The organism is Mycolicibacter kumamotonensis, assembly GCF_002086285.1.
In the GTDB taxonomy this organism is placed as follows: domain Bacteria; phylum Actinomycetota; class Actinomycetes; order Mycobacteriales; family Mycobacteriaceae; genus Mycobacterium; species Mycobacterium kumamotonense.
In genome coordinates this window covers 48,486-70,589 of the sequence record NZ_MVHU01000017.1, presented here as the reverse complement: position 1 = coordinate 70,589, position 22,104 = coordinate 48,486, and the positions used below count along the sequence as shown (strand labels likewise).

Sequence of the window (22,104 nt, the reverse complement as noted above, 5' to 3'; positions counted from 1 at the left end):
GGGGTCACGAAGGAATGATTTTTGGCGAGCGGCTCAGGTCGGTATGATCGTCTGCGGGCTCCCCGGTAGCGCAGCATCATCGGAGTGCGCAAAGAATTGAGGAACTCGCCCAATAGGGGCATGATCGGGGTATTACACACGCCGTTGGAGATTCATGATCAGGACCGACATGCACACCGTGGAGCTCGACCATAACGGCCAGACGCCGCCGGTCGTTCTTAGACCGCCTGTGGTCCTGGAAGCGCGCAATCTCTACAAACAGTTCGGTGAAGGCGATACGGCCACACCGGTATTGCGCAACATCGATATCCAGATAACCCGCGGGGAATTCGTCGCGCTGGTCGGGCCGTCGGGTTCGGGCAAGTCGACGTTGCTGAGCATTCTCGGCCTGCTGGACATGCCGACCAGCGGCGATGTTCTGATCAACGGCCAAAGCGTCTCCCAGCTCTCGCGCCGGCAGTTGGCCGCCGTGCGATGTCAGACCCTCGGCTACGTCTTCCAGGCATTCAACCTCCTAGCGGGCCTGTCGGTGGTGGAGAACGTCATGCTCCCGGGCCTGCTGGCCGGCAAATCCGGTCGCTCGCAGTACGCCCACGCGATGAGCCTGCTGGACCAGGTCGGGCTGGCGGCGAAATCCAAGCGGGTGCCGTCGGAATTGTCCGGCGGTGAACAACAGCGCGTGGCCGTCGCCCGCGCGCTTTTCATGAAACCCGACGTGATTCTGGCCGACGAACCCACTGGTAATCTCGACACCCTTAATGGCCATCGGGTGATCGACGCGCTTTACAATTTGAACGCGGCGGGCCAGACCATTGTTCTGGTGACTCACGATCGGAAAATCGCCGACGATGCCCCGCGTCTTGTTTCGCTACTCGACGGCGAAATCGAGAGCGATAGTGGAATGGCTCACACGCCCAACAATGTGACATGGCTCGCGGAACATTAGCGGCCACTTTCGGCCTGCTCCGGATCATCAATTTCCGGGCCGTTCGTAAACACGCTTTCCGGGCCGCACTGGCCGCGTTCTCCCTCGGCGGCGGGGTGGCCGTCGTGGTGGCCGTCATGATCGAGGTCACCAGCGTCTCCAAGGCCATCGACGACGTCGGCTATCAGATCGCCGGCCCCGCTCCGCTGCGGGTGGTCGGTGCCGCGACCCGCGGCGGCATCAGCCCGGCCGTCGTCGACCACGCCCGTTCGGTGCCCGGGGTGGCAGCGGTGGTCCCGGTCATCCGCGGCGTGACGATGATCCGCAACGACGGCAAGGAGAGCTTCGGGCTGGGCCTGGGCGTGGACTGCTCGGCGCAGTGGATCGTCGACCCGAAGGTCTGCCAGGCCGGCCAGCAGGAGCCGCCGCCGGCGATCTCGCGCACGCTCGGCGACTCGCTGGACTCCTCGGCGACCCTGGTCACCGACGTCGGGCAGCTGGCAATGGACAAGTTCCAGCGGGTGGAGGACCTGGACGACGTCAACAACGGCCTGGTCACGGTGCTGCCGATGAGCATGGCCAAGGTGCAGTTCGCCCGCGGCGACCGGGTGGACATGGTGTATGTGACCCTGGACGACGGCGCCGACCCCGCCCAGGTCCAGCAGCAGCTGAAGACCACCCTCGGGCCCACCTACAGCGTGCAGCCTCGCAGCGAACCGGCGCGGGGCTACAACGTCAACGACGTGCTGCTGCCCCTGCTGGGGATTTTCGCCCTGATCTCCGTCGGTGTCGGGGTCATCCTGATCACGCAGATCACCCGCCTGTCGGTGGAGGAACGCCGCCGCGAGATCGCGATCGCCTCCGCATTGGGGGCCTCACCGGCCTCGATCATGACCGGGTTCCTCAGCGAAGCCGCCCTGCTGGGCGCGGCGGGATCGGCGATGGGCGTGCTGACCGGCATCATCATCTCCGAGCCGATCGTGGCCAGCGCCAGCGAGCTGACCGAACGGTTCGTCGGCGTCACCGTGCCGGTGGTCCTCAAACCGGTGATCCTGGTGGTCGGTGTCCTGGCCGGCATCGTGTTGGCGGTGGTGGCCGCGGTGGGCCCGTCGCTGTCGGCGTCCAACACCCCGATCGCGGCCGAACTGTCCGGGCGGGCGGCCCAAGAACAGACCACCGGGCGCAAGATCTGGTCCAAGGCGCTGCTACTGCTGGCGATCGGACTGACCGGGGTGATCGCGGCCCGGATGGCCACGCTGTCCGGGGCGCTGGTGCCCTGGCAGGCCGCCCTCGCCGACGCCGGCGCCGTGGTCGCGATCATCGGCCTGCTGCTGGCCACGGCGTACCTGAGCGCCCAGGCCATCACCAGCCTGCGGACGAAGCCCAGCAAGTCGCGCGGGGCGACGCTGACCATCGCCCTCAACGCGCTGCGCTCGGACCGTTCACGTACCGCGGCGATCTCGGGCGCCATCGCGGTGCCGGTCGTGGTCGCGATCCTGCTCTCCGGCTTCCTGGTCGCGATTCACATCGGCGCGACCCGGGTCGCCGAATCGCAGTCCGACGGGCGCATTGCCGTCACCACGACGCGCTTCGCCGATTACGGGCCCATTGACGCCCGATTCGCCCCGCAGACGGTCAACAAACTCAACTCGTTGACCGGTGTGGACAAAATCGAGCGGATGGCTGAAATCGAGATCAGCCTCAAAGACGGGTCGCTGGCGCATATTCAGGCCCAGGACCGACCGACATTCCCGTTCGGATTACTCGCCGGGCAATCGCCGGAGGCGAGCCAGAAAGCCAATCAGCTCGTCATCGGCAGCGTCCTCGCCAGAGAGAAAAATCTCCACATCGGTGACATTTTGGTCTTTGGAAGTGGACTCGACGCGCAGGCCATGAGTATCGGCACAATTGTGGCCACCCCCGAATACGGTGGGCGCCGGATATACATGCCGTACTCGATCGCCGAACAGATCTACGGCCCCCAGCCCGCCGGCCTGATCTTCGCCACCCCGGCGGCGGGGTTCACCGCCGAGCAGGTCATCGACACCATCGGGGCCGCAAAGTTCGACCAGCCGGTGACCGCGGTGGACACCGCCGGCTACGCCTCGGAGATCGCGACCTCGATCGGCCGGTACCTCACACCGCTGAACACCCTCAAGTACGGCCTGCTCGCCATCGCGTTCGTGTCGGTGTTGTCGACGCTGTTGCTGGTCGGCATCCGCCGCAAGCGCGAGGTGGCGCTGATCCAGGCGCTGGGCGCCACCCGGCTCCGGGTCTTCAGCATCACCACGGTCGAAGCCGTCGTCGCCGGCGCGGCCGGCGGGCTGTTCGGCGCGGTGTTGTCGATCGCGATCTCCGAAGCGGTTCGGCGGGCGGCCGTCGTCAACGTCGGCCTGATCACCCCGCTGGTGTTCCCCTGGACCGACGCGGTGATGTATGCGGTGCTGGCCACCGTCGCCGCGGTCTTCGCGGCCATCATTCCGGCGTGGAAGTCCACCCGCTCCACCCCGGCGACCGAGCTTCGCGACGAGTGACGGAAAGGATGCAATGACCGCGACCGCCTCCACGGTGCCGGGTTTCACCGGTGACGCCATCTACCCCGACGACGCCCGTTACGACGAGGTGCGTCAGGTGTTCAACGGCATGATCGACAAGCGGCCGCGGATGGTGCTGCAGTGCCGTTCACGCGACGACATCGTCGCCGCGGTGCGCTATGCCGTGGACGCCGGCGCCGAGATCGCGGTGCGCGGCGGCGGCCACAGCGTCGCCGGCCACTCGACCACCGACGGCGGCGTCGTCATCGACCTGACGCAGATGCGCGGGGTACGCGTCGACGCGCAGGCGCGGGTCGCCTACGTCGACGCGGGCGCCACCTGGGGCGACGTCGACCCGGTCACCAGCCGGTACGGCCTGGCCTGCCCCGGCGGGGTGGTGTCGACGACGGGTGTCGGCGGCTTCTCGCTCGGCGGCGGCATCGGGTGGCTGTCCCGCGCCCACGGCATGACCTGCGACAACCTCATCGGCGCGGAACTGGTGCTGGCATCCGGTGAGGTGCTGACGGTCAGCGAGACCGAGAACGCCGACGTGCTGTGGGGGCTGCGCGGCGGGGGCGGCAACTTCGGCGTCGTCGCGCAGTTCACGCTGCGGCTGCACCCGCTCGATTCGGTGGTGGCCGGCGTGCAGTCCTACGCCGACTCCGAGGCCGAGGCCGCCCTGAAGCACTTCCGGGCCCAGATGGACAACGCCCCGGATCACCTGGCGTCCATTCTGGACTTCTCCACCGACCTCAAGTCCGGTCAGTCGCTGGTCAACATCCTGGGCTGCTCGACGCGCACCGACTCCACCGGCGTCGACGACACCCGTGCCCTGCTGAACGTCCGCGGTGCGGCCACCAAACCCGTGCTGGCCCTGCAGCACAAGCTGGAATACCCGACCTGGCAGCAGGCCATCGACCAGACCGCGCCGTTCGGCTGGTTGAACTACTGGAAGTCGTTGTTCGTCACCGAACTGACCGACGAGGCGATCCGCCGCATCGCCGTGCTCGGCCGCTCGCGGCCCTCGGCGCAGACCCGGCTGCACCTGATTCGGCTCGGCGGGTACGCCAGCCGGGTGCCGCCGGAGGCGACGGCCGTGGCCACCCGGGAACACCCGTACATCATTCATCTGATGACGACCTGGACCGACCCGGCCGACACCGCGCGCTGCACCGCGTGGGCCGGTCAGGCCTTCGAGATCCTGCGCCCGCTCGGCCCGGCCGGCGCCTACCTGAACTTCGTCGGAGATGAAGGGCAAGACCGCATCCGGGCGACGTTCGGCGACGCCGGTTATCAGCGCCTCGCCGACCTCAAGGCGCGCCTGGACCCGGACAATCGGTTCACCCTCAACCACAACATCAGGCCAGCGGGCTGACGTTCGCAGTTCACAGTGTGTCGCCACCATCGGCACACGTTTCCGCAGCGCAAACTGGGTATTGTGGTCCGGGGGAAAGGACGCAGGCATGTCGGGCGCGCACGATGATGGGTTGGCTTTTGCCGGCGTCGCGCGTTTGGCGCAGCTGGTGCGGGAGCGCGAGGTGTCCCCGCGCGAATTGGTGACGCTGTACCTGGATCGGATCGCCCGACTTGACCCGGTGCTGAACGTGTTTCGCACGGTGCTCGGCGACACGGCGATGGCCGAAGCCGCGCAGGTCGAGCGCCGGCTTGCCGCCGGCGAGGTGCTGCCGCTGGCCGGCGTGCCGATCGCGGTCAAGGACGACACCGACGTGGCGGGCGTTTCGTCCATGTGCGGCACCGGAATCGACGTCGGCCCGGCGAGTGCCGACAGCGCGGCGGTGCGCCGGCTGCGCGCCGCCGGCGCGGTGATCATCGGCAAGACCCACCTCTCGGAGTTCGGCGCCTACCCGGTCTGCGAATCGGCGACCTGGGGGGTGACCCGCAACCCGTGGGATCTCTACCGGACCCCGGGCGGCTCCAGCGGCGGCTCGGCCGCCGCGGTGGCCGCCGGGATGGTGCCCGGCGCCACCGGCAGCGACAGCGGCGGCTCGGTCCGCATTCCGGCCGCCTGCTGCGGGCTGGTCGGCCTGAAGGGCCAGCGCGGACGGATCAGCACCAAGGAGTCGCCAGAACGGGCCTACCGGTTCCACGGCCTCAACCACATCGGGCCGCTGGCTCGCAGCGTCGTCGACGCCGCGCTGCTGCACGACGCGATGACCGGCCCCGAACCCGACGACGAAATCCCTTCGCCGCCACCGGCGCCGCCGCTGATGGACGCGCTGCGGGCGCCGGCCCGGCCGCTGCGGATCGCGATGTCGTTCAAGCCGGTGGTACCGGTGCACGTCAGCGATGAGGTGCGGCGCCCGGTGCGCGAGACCGCGGAGTTGTTGCGCTCACTGGGCCACGAGGTCGTCGAGCGCGACCCGGTCTATCCGGTGGTGGGTATCGCCGCGGTGCTCGCGCTGTTCATGAACGGGTTCGCCCACGAGATCGAACGGCTCCCCGAGACCGAACTGCTGGAGCGGCGGATGCAGGCCGAGGCCCGCACCAGCCGCCTGGTCCCGGACTGGCTCGCCGGGCGCGCGGTGGCCGCCGAGCCCCGGATCACCGCCCGCTCGCAGCGCCCGATCGCCGACTACGACATCTTGATGACCCCGGTGCTGGCGATCCCGCCGGTCCGGGTGGGTTATTTCGAGGGTTTCGGTCCGGCCCGCGCGATGCTGCGGATGCTGAAGTTCATCCCGTTCACCTTCCCGCAGTGCTACAGCGGCCAGCCGGCGATGTCGGTCCCGACCGGGATCGCCGCCGACGGCGTCCCCGAGGCGGTGCATCTGGTGGCACGGGCCAATGACGAGGCGGCCCTGATTTCGCTTGCGGCACAAATAGAGTCGGTGCGGCCGTGGATTCAGCGCCGGCCCCCGACCGAGGCGCTGCTGTCGCAGGTCAGCTGAAGCGCTACATCGGGTAGCGCTCGCACAGCCTCGTCAGCGTCGCCTCGATACCGGCGGCATTGGTCTTGGCGGACCGGGTCAGCTGGTAGAACTTCAATTTGAGCGCGCCGCCGTTGCGGTAGTCGAACGTCTCGGTGACCCTGGTCAGGCTCGGTGAGATCGGCTCGAACTCCCACCGCCAGCGATGACCCTCCGGGTGGCGCCACTCGACCAACCGGTCCGGCTCGAACGCGGTCACGGTGCTGGTGATGCGGTAGGGCACCCTGAACATCTTCATGTTCGTCGAAAACTTCGACCCGACAGTGATTTCGGCGGGCGCCTTGACGTTGTCGCGGACGGTGCCCGACCCGTCCAGTTCCCGATGGCGGCGCGGGTCGGCCGCCATCGCGAACAGTTCGGCCGCCGGAGCCGCAACCTCCACCGACCGGCTGACCTGCCGGGGCCCCGCGTCGACGACGGTGACAGCCATGGTGTCTCCCTTCCGGTGACGTGCCAGTGGATCGACACTATCGGAGCGACCTTCGATCGCCGATGGGGAGCCCGGACCCGGACAGACCCGAATTTCTCACCGGTTCCTTACTCCGGGCGGGTCGGACCGGGGATTTCCTGTCGGAGAGTCGCACTAATGTTCGATGTATGGGTAGGGATGCGCTCGCCGATCGGGACACCATTCTGGGGTGTCTGGCTGCGCAGGAAGCGATCAATGCCCAGTTGGCGCAGTGTTCGTTTGATGCGCTGAGCCCCGAGGAACTGGTGGAGGTACTGGCCCGCCGGGAGGTGTTGGCGTGGCAGGCACCCGCGATCGATCATCGGATCGTGGCCCGCTTCGTGGCCGAGGGCCATAGCGAGGTGTTGGCCGGGTGTTCGCTGGCCAAGGCGCTGAGTGAGCGGTTGCGGATCAGCGCGGCAGAAGCCCGCCGGCGGATCGCCGAGGCCGCCGACCTGGGTCCGCGCACCGCCATGAGCGGTGAGCCGCTCGACCCGGTGCTGCCCAGCCTGGCTGCCGCGCAGGCAGCCGGACAGATAGGGCCCGAGCAGATGGCGATCGCCCGCAAGGCGATGGAGAAGATCCCCACCACGATCGATGTGAAGGATCGGGAGCGCGCCGAGCGTGACCTGGCGGAACTGGCGACGCTGTTCGCCCCCGAGACCTTCGGGCGGTTGGCGGTGCACCTGATCGCCGTTCTGGATCAAGACGGCGACGAGCCCGACGACCGCCGACGTCACGCCCAGCGCGGGCTACGGCTGGGGCCGCAACGAGCCGACGGATTGAGCAGCCTGTCCGGCAAGATCAGCCCGGAATTGCGGGCCACCCTCGAGCCGATGCTGGCCAAACTGGCCGCCCCGGGGATGTGCAACTCCGCCGACGAGCAACCCTGCGTCTCCGGCACACCCAGCCAGGACCAGATCCAGCACGACCACCGCACCCGCGATCAGCGCCAACACGATGCCCTGCTCGCCGCCCTACGCGCCACCCTGGCCTGTGGGGATCTGGGCCGACTCAACGGGTTGCCGGTGTCCGTGATCGTCTCGACCACCCTGGCCGAGCTGCAGGCCGCGACCGGGCATACGCCGCGGACCGAATCCCCGATCACCGGCAAGGCACACACCGCCGGTGGCAGCCTGCTGCCCATGGGTGATCTGCTGCGCATGGCTTCCCACGCCTACCACTACCTGAGCATCTTCGACGGGAAGGGGCCGGGCCTTGTGGCTGGGCCGCAGCAAACGCCTCGCCTCAGGAGATCAGCGCATCGTGCTGCATGCACGCGACCGCGGCTGCACCCGCCCAGGATGTACGGTCTCGGGGTATCTGTCCCAGGCCCACCACCTCGAAAACGACTGGGCCACAAACGGACAGACCGATGTCGACGAACTCGCGTTGGCGTGCGCGCCGGACAACCGGATGGCCAGCGAACAGGGCTGGTTGACCAGACTCGGCGACACCGGCCGGGTCGAATGGATCCCGCCACCCAAGCTCGACCACGGCCAACCACGCACCAACCCGTTCCACTTCATCGAGGCCGTCCTCGACTACCACCGGCGGCCTCATGCAGACGGCGACGACGACCCTCTCCCCGAGGACGAGTGGAAACAGGCAGGCTGACACCCGCTGTCGCTAAAAGCCCGTCAGGTTACCCGTCCAGGTAGCCGTTGTCGCGATACCACTCGTAGCCGCTGCGCAGCGCGGTGCGAAACGGTGTGAACGGCACCCCCAATTCGTTGTGGGACTTGCCCGGATCGGCGTAGATCTCGGCCAGCGACAGGCGCATCTGGCGGGCATCGATCGGCAACCGCGGGCCCACGACAGTCCGAGCGGCACTCACGCCTGCCGCAGCCACTGGAATTACCCAGCGGGGCAACGCAACCGACGGAGCGCCCCGGTCGAAGAGCTCGTTCGCGGCCGTGAACACCGCACGGAACGACAGGTTCTCACCGCCCAGAATGTAGCGTTCGCCGACCCGTCCCCGTTCAGCGGCCGCGATGTGGCCTGCCACCACGTCGTCGACCGACACGAAGTTGGTGCCACCCGGAGCGGCGAACCACAGCCGGCCGCGCTGCGCTTCGACGAGCATCGCGCTGGCGATGCGGTTGACGTCGCGGGGACCGATCACCACCGACGGGTTGACGATCACCGCGGGCAAACCCGCCGCCACTTCCTTGCGCAGTTCGGCCTCGGCGAGATGCTTGCTGTGCCCGTAGGGGAATTTCCGGGGGCGGATGTTGAACTCGTCGGTCTCCACCAGCAGCTGGCCCCGCGCGGGAACGCCCAGGGCGGCAAGCGAACTGGTGTAGACGAAACGTTTCACCCCGGCCTGCCGGGCGGCAGCGGCCATGTCGCGGGTGCCGTCGACGTTGGTGCGGTACAACCGGGTCTGGGTGCGGTACCGCCAGTAGTCCGAGATCGCCGCGGTGTGGAACACCCAGTCACAGTCCGCCATCGCCTCGGCCAGCGCGTCGACACCATCGAGTACGTCACCGACCCGGGTTTCGCAGTCCAGCCCTTCGAGGGCTGCCATCGGCGACGTCGAGCGCCGCAACACCCGCACTTGAATACCGCGATCGAGCAATGCGGCCACCAGGTTCGAGCCGACGAATCCGGTTCCCCCGGTGACGAATGCCCGCACGGGGTCAGAACCGGTAGGTGGTGCAGCCGACCTCGACGCCGGAACCGACGGCCATGATCAGCGCCACGTCGCCCGGCTTGACCAGACCGCGCCGCCGAGCGTCGAGGATCTGATAGGGCAAGGTCGAGGTGAACGGGTCCGTGGTCTGGCCCTGCGCCTCCAGGTCGACGAACCGCGAGCGGTCCACCCCGATCCGCGCGGCAAGGTCGTCGAGGGCCGCACCGGGCAGATACGGCGGCAACACCAGCGCGATGTCCCCGGGATCCAGGGCCTCCAGACTCAGCAGCTGTTTGACCGCGGCCGGCAGGCAGCTCACGTAGATCGCCGACAGGTTGGGGTCGCGGTCCACCCGCAGCCAGGTCCGGCCGTCGCGCTCCTGGGTGTGGGTGGCCAGCGCCTGGCGGTACTCCGGATGGTGTTCGAAGACGAACCGGCCGAAGCCCTCCGGGCCGCTGCTGGGGCTCAGCATGATCGCCGACCCGGTCTCCTGGACGCCCCTGCGCGGGTAGCCGCTCTCGACGGTGTTGTTCTCCACCTCCGAAGCCAGCACCATGGCGTGACCGGTCCGGCCGGCGCCGATCATGCCGGCGGCGACATGACAGCCGTTGAGGAAACCGACTGCCCCGTTGAGGATGTCGAAGGCGAAGGTCTTGGGTGCATCCGCGGACTCCGGCTCGGCGTTGATGCCGACCTCGCCGGCCACCAGGGTGGCGACCGCCGGCTCGGACAGGAAGTCGTCGCGGTAGATGCCGGCGTGGATCATCAGGCCGACCTGGGAGGCGTCCACACCGCTGTCCTCAAGGCAGGCCCTGGCCGCATCCACCGCGAACGCGATGGAGCTCGGCCGGCCCTGACCGGCCGCGGCGGTGCCGATCCCCTCGATACGCACCCGTGGCGTCGCCGGCAGCTCCCGGCGGCCGTTTGTGGACCGGGCCGCACGGGCGGACTGGCCCTTGGTGGCACGTCGCATCCGGTCGGGCAGGTCGTCGAAGGTGTACAGCCCGGTGCCGATGGTCTGTCCGGATCCGGTGATCGACAGCACCACGTTGTCGCCGGAGTTGATCCGGCCCGCATTGATATAGTCGTATAGCGCGACGAAATGCGTTGTGGTGGCAGTGTTACCGCGCTCGGCCAGGTTGCAGATGGTGTTGGCGCGGCTGGCCGCGCCCGCCCCGAAGACCCGGTTGATGGTCAGGATGGCGTCGTTGATCGACGCTTCGGAGGTCTGGTGCATCAGCAACTGATCGGCCGTCTCGGGCCGCCAGCCGTGCCGCTGCATCACCGCGGCGACGTAGGGCACCGAGTGCTTCACCGCGATCGCGGTCTGGGTGACCGAATCGGTGACCATGATGGCGCCGCCGTGGGGGCCCTCGGTGGCCTTGGCGATGCACAACTTGGCGAATTCGCTGTAGGTGGCCAGGTCGAGGTCGTGGAAACCGACGCGATCGCCGGCTCCGAGTTCGAGCACCACCGCCGCGCCGGCGTCGCCGACGGTCAGGCAGGCCAGCCGCGGGTCCATCGGCCCGTCGATCTCCTGCTGCGCGGTTCCGGTGATGTGGCTGATGTACTCACCGCTGACCACCAGCGCGTTGCGCACCAGCTGGGTCTTGAGGAAGTCCTGGGCCACACTGATGCCGGTGAACATGCCCGCGCAGGCGTTGTTGATGTCGAAGCAGACCGCGTGGGTCAGCCCCAGCTGATCACGCAACTGGGAGGCGGTGCTGGGCTCGAAGGTGAACATGTGCTCCGGGCCGTCGCAGCGGGAGATGTTGCAGGCGATGACCAGGTCGATCTCTTCGGGGGCGTAGCTTGACCGGGACAGGCAGTCGCGGATCGCCTTGCGCCCCAAGTCGATCGAGAACTCGTCGACTCCGGCCATCCGCCGGTTCTTGATGCCGGTGAGCCGCTCCAGCGGGATCCGCACCTCGTTGACGCAGTCGGCCAGCACCTGTTCCGTGGAGACCGCCCGGGGCGGCAGGTACACGCCGAGGCTTTCGATCACGACGTTGCGCGCCGGGCCGGTCTGGGCGGGTTTGATCACCGGCGCCGCAACGGGTTTCGGCGTGGTGGGCATCTCCGCAGCGACCGGGGCGGTCGCGGGCTCGGCGGCGGTGTCCTCGCCGATCGGGCCGAACTCTTCGGCCAGCTCGGCAATGGTGCCGTAGACGAACATCGACTCCGGGCGCAGCTCCATGCCGAGCTCACCCACCCGCACCGCGACCTCCAGGGCCTGGGTGGAGGCCCCGCCGAGTGCGAAGAAGTCGTCGGTGACGCCCACGCGGTCGGTGTCGAGCACCTCGCGCCAGATCTTCGCCAGCGCCTCTTCGGTGCGGTTGCGCGGTGCGACGAATTCCGTCGGCACCGCATCGAGATCCTCGTCGATGGCCAGCAGCGCACGGCGGTCCACCTTGCCGCTGGGCGACAACGGGAGCAGGTCGGTGGTGCGGAACAGCGCGGGCACCATGGCCGCCGGCAGCAGGTTCAGCAGGAAGCGCCGCAGCTCCGCGGTGCCCGGCGCCGCCGCGACCGGCACGAGGTGGGCGATCAGCTGGGTAGTACCCGAGGCGTCTTTGCGTGCCACCACAGCACATTCGGCGATACCGGGGTGCTTGGCCAGCGCGGCCTCCACCTCACCGAGCTCGATCCGGAAACCGTTGATCTTGACCTGGTCGTCGCGGCGGCCCAGGTACTCGATGTTGCCGTCGGGCAGATACCGGGCCAGGTCGCCGGTGCGGTAGAGCAGGGCGCCAGGCTCAGAGCTGAACGGGTCGTCGCCGAATGCTGCGGCGGTGGCTTCCGGCCGGTTCAGGTAGCCGCGAGCCACGCCGACGCCGCCGATGCACAGTTCACCGGGCACCCCGACCGGAACCGGATTTCCGGCGGTGTCGAGCAGGTGGATCGCGATGTTGGCGATCGGCCGCCCGATCGGGATCACGGGGCGGGAATCCCCACGCACACAATGGAAGTGGGTGACGTCGATGGCGGCTTCGGTAGGGCCGTACAGGTTGTACAGCTCTGCGGGGAGCGCGGCGAAGAACGCATCGCGCAAGTCGGCGGTCAGCGCCTCTCCGCTGCAGAACACCCGGCGCAGCCCGGTACAGGACGCCGCCTGGGGCTCCGCCAGGAAACGGCGCAGCATCGACGGCACGAAATGCATTGTGGTGACCTGCTCTTCGACGATGGTCCGGGCCAGGTAGCCAGCGTCCTTGTGGCCCTCCGGTTTGGCGATCACCACCCGGGCGCCAACGATCAACGGCCAGAAGATCTCCCAGACGAACGGGTCGAAGTTGATCGGGGTCTTGTGCAGTACCCGGTCCTCGGCGGTCAGCGGATAGGCGTCCTGCATCCACAGCAGCCGATTGCGGATGCCGGCATGGCTGTTCAGCGCCCCCTTGGGGGCACCGGTGGAACCGGAGGTGTACATCAGATACGCCAGTTCGGCGGAGGCCACGTCGGGAGCAGATTCCTGCTCGGCCGGTGCCGTCCAGGGCTGGTCCAGGCAGAGCCGGGCACCGGTGAAATCCGTTGGCACGTGGGCGAGATGCTCCCGGTGAGTGATGCAGACCGGTGCGTCCGGCACGTCGGCCAGCATCGCCTCCATCCGCCCGGTGGGCTGGGCGGGGTCCAGCGGCAGGAAGGCACCGCCGGCCTTGAGCACGCCGAGCAGGGCGATCACCAGGTCTTCGGAGCGTTCCAGCAGCACCGGCACCACGGCGGGGCCGGCGCCGGCACCGACACCGAGCTGCTGCAGCCGGTGGGCCAGCCCGTTGGCCCGCCGGTCGAGTTCGCGGTAGCTCAGCTCCCGGCCGTCGTAGCTCACCGCGACCGCGTCGGGCGTGCGTGCCGCGGCGGCGGCGACCATCTCGTGCAGGCCGGCCGTGGCATCCGGGTAGTCGACCCGGGTCTGGTTCCAGGACTGCAGCTTTGCGCGCTCATCGTCGGTGAGCAACGGCAACCGCGACACCGGGGCGTCGGCGGCCCCGGGCTGAACCAACCCGGCCAGCAGCAAGCTGAAGCGCTGCGCCATCGCCTCCATGGTGGCGGCGTCGAACAGGTCGGTGTTGTACTGCAGCGCGACCTCCAGCCGGTCGTCCTGCTCGCCGACCTGCATGGTGATGTCGAACGGTGAACCGCCCTGGCCGATGTGCAGGGTCTCCAGGGGCAGCACACCCTCGCCGGCGGCGCCGTCGTCGAACAACCGCACCTGTTGCCAAGCGAAGGACACCTGGAACACCGGGGTGCGTCCGGCGTCGCGGACCGGCCGCAGTCGCTCGACGAGCAGCGGCAGCGGGTACTCCTGGTGCGCGATGGCGCCCAGCACGGTGTCTTTGACCTGGCCGAGCAGCGCAACGAAACTCGGATCCTCGCTCACGTCCACGCGCAGCGGCAGCGGGTTGGTGACGTAGCCGACCATGCCCATCAGGCCGGCCCGGTCGCGGCAGGCGAACGGCGACCCGATGACCAGGTCGTCCTGACCGCTGTAGCGGTGCAGCAGCACCGCATAGGCGGCCAGCAGGGTCATATACGGCGTCGCGCCGACGGCCCGACCCAGCTGCTTGAGCCCGGCGGTCACCTGGGCGTCGATGCTGAACCGGTGCAGCGCACCGCCGTAGGTCTGCACCGCCGGCCGCGGCCGGTCGGTGGGCAGTGCCAGGGTCGGCAGCTCACCGCGCAGCGTCTCGCGCCAGTACTCCCACAACTTCTCACCGTCGGGCCCGGCCAGCATCCGGGTCTGTTGCGCGGCGTAGTCGACGTAGCGGTCGGGAGGCGCTCCCGGCGGCGTGGCGGGGCCGGCGCCGTGTTCGGCGGCGTAGAGCGCGCGCAGCTCGTCGAGGATGATGTCGATGGACCAGAAGTCCACCGCGATGTGGTGCACGGTCAGCAGCAGCACGTGGTCGGTTTCCTGGCCACCGAGCTCGCGCTGCAGCAGGGTCAGGCGCAGCACCGGACCGGTGCGCAGATCGAACGGCCGGTCGGTCTCGGTCTGGACCCACTGTTCGAGTTCGGCCGCGTCCGCGCCGATGCGATGGATCGCGATCCGCACCGGCCAGTGCGGGTGGACCAGCGCCACCGGCTGGCCGTCCCGCTCGGTGTAGGTGGTCCGCAGCATCGGGTGCCGGTCCACCAGGGCCTGGGCGGCCCGCTCCAGGGCGGGCACGTCGAGGCGGCCACGGATGCGTCCCGCGTAGGCAACGGAGTAGGCGGCGCTGTCGGGAGCGAGCCGGTGCACGAACCACATCGACCGCTGCCCGTAGGACAGCTCGTGTTCGGAAGCCGCGTTCTGCGCCTTGGCCATCAGCAATTGAGCCAGCAGTTCGCGCTTCTTCTCCGGTGACAGGCTGGAGATGTCGATGGGCGCCTCGGGTCGGTCCGTCATGGGTTATCCCCCATCCTTGACATGCTCACCGTCGGCGATCATCTTCTGCAGCAACGCATCCACCGCGTCGTCGGAGAGGTCGGACACCTGCGACAACAGGTCCATCTCCTGCGACACAGCCGGTTCGGGGGCGCTGGGCGCTGCGGCCTGCTCCGGCCCGGCCTCACCGCCGGAGGCCAACTGCTCGGCGAGCCACCCCGAAAGGCTCGCCACGCTCGGCCCATCGAGCAGCCGGGCGACGGGAACGACGATACCGAGTTCGCGTTCCACCTGAATGCGAAGTTCCAGGGTGATCAGCGAGTCCACGCCCAGGCTGTTCAGCGGCGCGGCGACGTCCAGGCCGGCCGGGGCCAGGCCCAGCTTGCCGGCGACCAGATCACGCAGGTAGACCTCCAGCAGCCGCCGGCGTTCCTGCGGATCGGCGGCCTGCACCGCCTCGAACAGTCCGCTTCCGCTCGCCGCCCCCGCCGAGTCGCCGGAGGCCTGCAGATCGCGCAGCAACGGCGACTGCGCGCTGGGACGCCAGCGTGCCCAATCGATGTCGAGCACCATGACCTGCGGTGCCGGGACGCCGGAGCCGGCCAGCAGACCCTCCAGCGCCGCGAAGTAGCTCTGCGCCGGCATGCCTTCGACGCCGTAGTGCGAGAAATGGCGGTGCAGTTCGGAATTGGTGAACATGCCCAACCCGGCCCACGGACCGAAGTTGACGCTCAGCGCCGGTGCGCCGGCCGCCCGCCGGTGCCAGGCCAGCGCATCCAGGAACGCGTTCGCGGCGCCGTAGTTGGCGGCGCCGGGCGAACCCAGCACCGATGCGGCCGAGGAGAACAGCACGAAGAAGTCCAGCTCCGCATCGGCGGTCAGCGTGTGCAGGTTCCAGGCGCCCTGCACCTTGGGCGCCATCACCGCACGCAGCTTCGGTGCGTCCAGGCGCGCCAGGATCGCGTCGTCGACGGTGCCGGCCGCGTGCACCACACCGCGCAGCGGCGGCATGGAGGCGCCGATGGTGGCGAGCACCGCGGCGACGTCGTCGGCCTTGGTGACGTCGCCCTGGGCCACAGTCACCTCGGCGCCGGCTGCGCGCAGCGCGTCCAGCGTCGCTTCCGCCGTCGCCGACGGGGCGCCGCGGCCCATCAGAACCAGGTGGCGCGCGCCGCGCTCGACCAGCCAGCCGGCCACCTTGCCGCCGACGGCACCGAGCCCGCCGGTGACCAGGTAGGTGGCCTGCTCGTGCAGCGCGAACTCGCCCGGCTGCTCCGCCGACGCCCGGTGGGGTTCCAGCCGCGCCACGTAGCGCCGGTGGCCGCGCAGGGCCACGTCGGTCTCACGGTTGTCCGACCAGATCTCGCCGAACAGTCCCCGCAGTTCTTCGGGACCGCCGTCGGCGGACAAGTCGACTCCGGTGGCGTGCAGTTCCGGGTGCTCGTGGTCGATGCTGCGGCCCAGCCCCCAGACCGGGGCCTGCGCGACCGAGAGCGGCGTGGACTCGTCCCCGGCCGGCTGCGCGCCGCGGGTCACCAGCCACAGCCGCGGCGACTCCGCCCACCCGGACATCGTCAGGGCCTGGATCAGATGCACCACGCTCAGCGACCCGAGGTCGGTCGCCGTCTCCAGCGACCCGGTGTCTGCCAGCAGGTTCCACAGGTGCACCACACCACGGCAGGGGGGCCGGTCACCGCCGAACGCCGCGCGCAGCAGCTCGGCGAAGTGTTCGGGCCGGCCCGGGTCGACGCGATAACCGTCGGCGCTGACCCGTTCGATCTCGGCGAGCCCGACGACCGGTTCCACCAGCACGCAGGACTGGGCCTGCGCCTCGAGGTGGTCCCGCAGCGTGTCGGCCACCGGGCCGTCGGACAGGATCAGCCAGCTGCCGGGTTCGGCGGGCCGGCCCTCGCCATCGGAGGCGATCGAGGCGGGCTGCCAGCGCACCCGGTAGCTGTGCTCGGCCGGGTCTGCGGGGGCGGTGGTGATGGCCGGGGCGCCGGACTGGCCGGCGACCAGACGTCCGGTGGCCAGCAACAACCAGTCCGCACCGGCGGCGCTGCCGTAGCACTCGAACCCGTCGTCGGTCAGGGCGAACTGCACGGTGCGGGCCGCGACCGGACCGCCGTTGAGGTTCAGCGCGGCGACCGACCGGCTGCCCGGCCCGAACGCCACCTCGACCGCTTGGCCGGCCAGCTCACCGAGCTGCTCGGCGGAGAGCGCCCCCGTGGTGACGTCGATCTCGGTCAGCACCGTGCCCGGCTGAGCGGCCGACCGGATCGGCCCGCGCCAGCCGCCGCCGGGCAGGCCGGCGCCGCCGTGGCGCGGCGCCACGATGGAGCCGGCGTCCAGCCACGAGTGCACCCGCTGCCACGGGTAGGTGGGGGCGGGAACGCAGCGACTGCCTTCGGGGTAGATCTGCTCCCAGGCGACCGGCTGCCCCAGGGTGTAGAGGGTGCCCAGGGAGCCGAGCATGGTCGAGCGGCCGTCATCGTCGCGCCGCATCGACGGCAATAGGGTGCAGGTGCGCCTCATGTCTTCAACATCTTCGCGAGCCGCCGTCAGCAGGATCGGGTGCGGGCTGAGTTCGACGAACGTGTCGTGGCCGGTCTCGAGCAGCCGCCGCAGCGCCGGTGAGAACCGCACCGGCGAGCACAGGTTGGCCACCCAGTAGTCGGCGTCGAGCAGCTTCTCGCCGACCAGCTCGCCGGTGACGGTGGAGTACATCGGCACCGTCGGCACAGTCGGCTTCAGCTTGACCAGGCTGCCGCGCAGTCCCGCACCGAGGGCCTCCATCTGCGGGCTGTGCGAGGCGACGTCGACCTCGATCCACCGGCAGAACCGGTCCCGCTGCTGCAGTTTCGCCATCAGCTCTTCGAGCACCTTGGGCTCGCCGGCGAGCACGGTCGACCGGTGGCTGTTGCTGGCCGCGACGGCGACCTCGCGCTCATGACCGGCGATGAGCTCCTGCGCCTCGGCCAGGGTGGTCTCGGTGACCATCATCGCCCCGCGGCCACGCACGCCCCGCAGCATGCGGGCCCGGGCACAGATCACCCGCGCGGCGTCCTCCAGGCTCAGCGCTCCGGCCACATGGGCGGCGGCGACCTCACCGAGACTGTGTCCGACCACCGCGGCCGGCTCGACACCCCAGGACCGCCACAGCGCCGCCAGCGCCACCTGGATCGCGAAGATCGTCGGCTGCAGGATGCCGATGTCGCCGAGCTTGGAGCGCTCCTGCGGCTTGGCCAGTTCCTTGAGGATCGAGTGCCCCAGGTGCGGGTGCAGCGCACTGTCGCACGCGGCCAGGGCGTCGGCGAAGATCGGCTCGTCGGCCTGCAACCGCTGGGCCATGCCGGGCCACTGGGAGCCCTGCCCGGAGAAGATGAAGGTCACCCCCGGGCCGGGCCGGCCCGCGGCGCAGTGGCCGACCGACAGCCCGGGCCGCGACTCGCCCAGCCGGTAAGCCGACAGCGATTCGAACAACGCCGCCGGGGAGTCGCCGACCACCGCGAGCCGGTAGTCGTGGTGGCCGCGGCGGGCGCCGGCGGTGTAGCACAGGTCGCTCAGCGCGCTGCTGCCGTTGAGCCCGCCGGAGAACAGCGCCATCTCGTACTCCCCGACCAGCGCGGTCAGCGCCTCCGGTGACCGGGCCGACAGCGCCAGCAGCTCGGCGCGCGGTGCCGCGGTGTCGTCGGGGTGGCCGCTGCGCACCTGCGGGGCCTCGGCGAGCACGACGTGGGCGTTGGTGCCGCCGAACCCGAACGAGCTGACCCCGGCCACGGCGCGGCTGCCCGCCGGCCACGGGGTCAGCGTCTGCACCACGTCCAGCGGCAGGCTGTCGAACAGGATGTGCGGGTTGGGTTCGGTGTAGTTCAGGCTGGGCGGGATGGCCCGGTGCTGCAGCGCCAGCGCCACCTTGATCAGACCGGCGACACCGGCCGCCGCCTCCAGGTGGCCGATGTTGGTCTTGACCGAGCCCACCAGGCAGCGGCTGCCCTCCGGCCGGCCCTCGGCCAGCACGGTGCCCAGCGCGTTGGCCTCGATGGCGTCGCCGATCGCGGTGCCGGTGCCGTGCGCCTCGATGTATTGGACCGCACCGGCCGGCAGGCCCGCCCGGCGGAACGCCTCGGTGAGCACGCGCTCCTGGGCCCGCCCGCTAGGGGCGATCAAGCCGTTGGTGCGGCCGTCGGAATTGGTGGCGCTGCCCCGGATGACCGCGTAGATCGGGTCGTTGTCCTCCAGTGCCCGGCTCAGCGGCTTGAGCACCACCACGCCGGCGCCCTCGCCGCGCACATAGCCGTCGGCGTCGGCGTCGAACGTCTTGCACCGCCCGTCCGGCGCCATCACCCGGGCCTTGGAGAAGTTGATCGCTAAGGCCGGCGACAGGATCACGTTCACCCCGGCGGCCAGCGCCATCGTGCACTCGCCGTCGCGCAGACTGCGGCATGCCAGGTCGACGGCGACCAGCGACGACGAGCAGGCGGTATCCACCGACAGGCTCGGGCCGTGGAAGTCGAAGGTGTAGGACAGCCGGTTGGCGGCGATGCTCAGCGCGTTGCCGGTTCCGGTGTAGGCGTCGACGAGCTGGGGCTGGCCCAGCCGCAGGAACCCGTAGTCGTTGGTGGAGATCCCGACGAACACCCCGGTGCGGCTGCCGGCCAGGGCGTCGGGCACCTGACCGGCGTCCTCCAGGGCCTCCCACGCCACCTCGAGCAGCAACCGCTGCTGCGGATCCATCTGCGCCGACTCGCGGGGCGAGATCCCGAAGAACTGGAAATCGAATTGGTCGACGGCGTCGAGGAATCCGCCGCTGCGGGTGACCGCGGTGCCCGGCACCGACGGGTCGGGGCTGTAGAAGGCGTCGACGTCCCAACGATCGGCCGGGACCTCACTGGTGGCGTCCACCCCACCGGACAGCAGCCGCCAGAAAGCCTCGGGCCCGTCCGCGCCGGGGAACCGGCAGCCGATGCCCACGATCGCGATCGGCTCGTCGGCGGTGGGCCGGTCGGTGCGCTCGGCGGCGGACCCGGCTCCCGAAGCGGCCGGGCTGTCCGCGGCGATGCGGGCCAGGTGTTGGGACAGGATGTCGATCGACGGGTATTCGTAGGCGATGGTCGGGGCCAGCTCGCAACCCAGCCACTGCTCCAGGGCGGTCGAGAGCCGCACCGCGTGGATGGAGTCCAGCCCGTAGTAGGCGAACGGCTTGGCCGGGTCGATCTCGGCGACGGGAAGCTCGAGTTCACCGGACAACCGGTCGACGAGCCAGGCGCTGATCTCGGCCGCACTGCGGTTCCCCGCCCCGGCCGGTTGGGCGGGTTCGGGCTCGGCCTGCGCCGGCGGCTGGGCCGCGGGCTCGGGCCCGGCCGGGGGCCAGGCCGCCACCACCGGCAACTCGCCGTTGAGGTAACGCTGCTTGCAGGCGCTGCGCTGGATCTTGCCGCTGGAGGTCGTCGGCAGCTGTAGCGGCTGCACCAGCACCACGGCGTGGGTACGCACCGAGTGGTTCTCGGTGACCGCGGTGCGGATGGCCTGCATGGCCTCCTCGGCCGCCGCCCCGTTCAGGCGGCTCGGGTCGGCCTCCTGCACCACGACGAGTTGCTCGGCCGCGCCCGGTTCGGGGGTGATCGAGAACACCGCGCCACGGCCCCGCAGCAGCGCCGGGTCGGTGTTCTGGACGGTCAGCTCGATGTCGTTGGGGTAATGGTTGGTGCCCCGGATGATGATCAGGTCTTTGCGCCGGCCGGTGACGAACAGCTCCCCGAAGTGCATGAAGCCCAGGTCCCCGGTGCGCAGGAACGGACCCTCGCCGCTGTCGGACAGGGTCGCGGCGAACGTCTCGGCGGACAGCTCCGGGGCGCCCCAGTAGCCGTGCGCGACGCTTCCACCGGCCACCCAGATCTCGCCGACCCGGTCGGCGGCGCATTCCCGGCGGGTCTCGGGGTCGACGATGATCACCCGCTGGCCACCGCGCGGCTTGCCGCAGCCGACCAGGGTCGCGACGTTGGGGTCGTCGGCGGAGACGTCGACGACCCGGTTGTCGCCGAGGGCGACCCGGTCGATGTGCTGCACCAGCGGCAGCGCCGAGTCCGATCCGCCGGAGACCAGCAAGGTGCCCTCCGCCAGCCCGTAGACCGGGTAGAACGACTCGGCGCGGAAGCCGGCCGGGGCGAACGCCTCGGCGAACCCCTCCAGGGTGGCGGTGCGCACCGGTTCGGCTCCGCACAGCGCCACCGTCCAGTTGGACAGGTCCAGTGCCGCGCGCTCCTGCGGGCTGGACAGCTCGACGCACATGTCGAAGGCGAAGTTCGGCGCGGCGGTGATCATGGCGCGATGCCGTGAGATCGCCTCCAACCACCGCATCGGGCGCTTGATGAACGCGGTGGGCGGCATCAGGACCGACGTGCCGCCGACGTAGAGGGTCTCCAGCAGACCGCCGATCAGGCCCATGTCGTGGTACGGCGGCAGCCAGAACGCGCCGACGATCTCGGAGTGGTCGGGCGGGTTCCAGGCCTCGGCGATGGTCACCAGGTTGTGCATCAGGTTGCCGTGGGTCAGTACGACGCCCTTGGGCGCGCTGGTGGAGCCGGAGGTGTACTGCAGCATCGCGACGCTGTCGCCGTCGATCTGCGGCGCCGCCCAGGCCGCCTCGCTGCCGGGCGGGTAGGAGTCGGTGATCGACCACTGCAGCGTCTGCCCGCCGGGCAGCCCGTCGATGGCGGGCTTGATCCTGGGTTCGATCTCGGCGGTGGTGAGCGCGAAGCCGGGTTGGACGTCGGCGATGATCGACTCCACGCGCGGCAGCAGGTGCTCGCGCATCGGCGGGTGTACCGGGATCGCGATGGCACCGGCGTACAGGCACCCGAAGAAGCTGGCGATGAAGTCCAGACCGGGCGGGCACAGCACCAGCACCCGTTGCCCGGAGGCGCCCTGACGCTGCAGGTCGGTGGCGACCTGGCGGGCGCGCAGGTCCAGCTCCCGGTAGGTCGCCTGGCTGGTCTCGTGCTCGTCGCCGTCACGGGAGAAGGTGAACGCCGGCTTGTCGCCCTGCTGCTGGGCACGCTGACTCAGCAGATCCACCAGCGTGCGTGGGATGTGAACCGTTCCGTCCGGCCCGCTCATCAATCGCGTCTCCCGTATGGCTAACGAAGATTGGTTTTAGATATTGGGCCTAGAAATCCGTAGGCAACCTTGATTAAGGCTACATTAAGAAGCAGGACGCCAATCCCGTGATTTTCGGCGACGCCGACACCCCGGG

At 69.7% G+C, this 22,104-nt stretch carries 8 protein-coding genes and 1 pseudogene; 5 read left to right on the top strand and 4 right to left on the bottom strand.

The window, feature by feature from the left end; translation table 11 throughout:
- Positions 1-154 precede the first annotated feature (154 nt).
- The 4 genes from BST28_RS12860 to BST28_RS12845 all read left to right on the top strand — a co-directional run bounded on the left by BST28_RS12860 (position 155) and on the right by BST28_RS12845 (position 6,368).
- Positions 155-946: an ABC transporter ATP-binding protein gene (locus BST28_RS12860; protein ID WP_234808276.1), complete on the top strand. Its 792-nt coding sequence runs from the start codon at positions 155-157 to the stop codon at positions 944-946.
- Positions 928-3,459 (top strand): FtsX-like permease family protein, encoded by a 2,532-nt coding sequence (locus tag BST28_RS12855; RefSeq protein WP_083081272.1) that lies wholly within the window; start codon positions 928-930, stop codon positions 3,457-3,459. Before BST28_RS12860 ends, BST28_RS12855 begins: the two co-directional genes overlap by 19 nt.
- A 13-nt stretch (positions 3,460-3,472) precedes the next feature.
- On the top strand, positions 3,473-4,834 hold the full coding sequence (locus tag BST28_RS12850) for an FAD-binding oxidoreductase (protein ID WP_083081270.1): 1,362 nt from the start codon (positions 3,473-3,475) through the stop codon (positions 4,832-4,834).
- Positions 4,835-4,922: 88 nt separating this feature from the next.
- Positions 4,923-6,368, top strand: a complete 1,446-nt coding sequence (locus tag BST28_RS12845; RefSeq protein WP_083081268.1) for an amidase family protein — start codon at positions 4,923-4,925, stop codon at positions 6,366-6,368.
- Positions 6,369-6,372: 4 nt separating this feature from the next.
- Here BST28_RS12845 and BST28_RS12840 read toward each other — a convergent pair whose 3' ends face one another.
- Positions 6,373-6,837 carry an SRPBCC family protein gene (locus tag BST28_RS12840; protein ID WP_083081266.1) on the bottom strand — a complete coding sequence of 155 codons (465 nt, stop codon included), beginning with the start codon at positions 6,835-6,837 and terminating at the stop codon, positions 6,373-6,375.
- Positions 6,838-7,004: 167 nt separating this feature from the next.
- Between BST28_RS12840 and BST28_RS12835 the strand changes: the two are divergent.
- Positions 7,005-8,472: pseudogene (locus BST28_RS12835) on the top strand (HNH endonuclease signature motif containing protein).
- Positions 8,473-8,500: 28 nt separating this feature from the next.
- On the opposite strand, the gene BST28_RS12830 reads toward BST28_RS12835, so the two are convergent.
- From BST28_RS12830 to BST28_RS12820, 3 genes are read right to left on the bottom strand one after another with little or no spacing between them, the layout of a single operon-like run.
- A complete protein-coding gene (locus tag BST28_RS12830; protein ID WP_083081264.1) occupies positions 8,501-9,493 on the bottom strand; it encodes an NAD-dependent epimerase/dehydratase family protein in 993 nt (330 codons plus the stop codon).
- A gap of 4 nt (positions 9,494-9,497) precedes the next feature.
- A complete protein-coding gene (locus BST28_RS12825; protein ID WP_083081262.1) occupies positions 9,498-14,870 on the bottom strand; it encodes a non-ribosomal peptide synthetase in 5,373 nt (1,790 codons plus the stop codon).
- 3 nt (positions 14,871-14,873) lie between these two features.
- Entirely contained in the window at positions 14,874-21,968 is a 7,095-nt protein-coding gene (locus tag BST28_RS12820) for a type I polyketide synthase (RefSeq protein WP_083081260.1), read from the bottom strand.
- Positions 21,969-22,104: the final 136 nt, after the last annotated feature.

Excerpts from the sequence above, each read along its gene's own strand:
- BST28_RS12845 (WP_083081268.1), top strand. The coding sequence starts at position 4,923 with ATGTCGGGCGCGCACGATGATGGGTTGGCTTTTGCCGGCGTCGCGCGT.
- BST28_RS12855 (WP_083081272.1), top strand. The coding sequence starts at position 928 with ATGGCTCGCGGAACATTAGCGGCCACTTTCGGCCTGCTCCGGATCATC.
- BST28_RS12820 (WP_083081260.1), bottom strand. The coding sequence starts at position 21,968 with ATGAGCGGGCCGGACGGAACGGTTCACATCCCACGCACGCTGGTGGAT.
- BST28_RS12825 (WP_083081262.1), bottom strand. The coding sequence starts at position 14,870 with ATGACGGACCGACCCGAGGCGCCCATCGACATCTCCAGCCTGTCACCG.
- BST28_RS12850 (WP_083081270.1), top strand. The coding sequence starts at position 3,473 with ATGACCGCGACCGCCTCCACGGTGCCGGGTTTCACCGGTGACGCCATC.
- BST28_RS12840 (WP_083081266.1), bottom strand. The coding sequence starts at position 6,837 with ATGGCTGTCACCGTCGTCGACGCGGGGCCCCGGCAGGTCAGCCGGTCG.
- BST28_RS12860 (WP_234808276.1), top strand. The coding sequence starts at position 155 with ATGATCAGGACCGACATGCACACCGTGGAGCTCGACCATAACGGCCAG.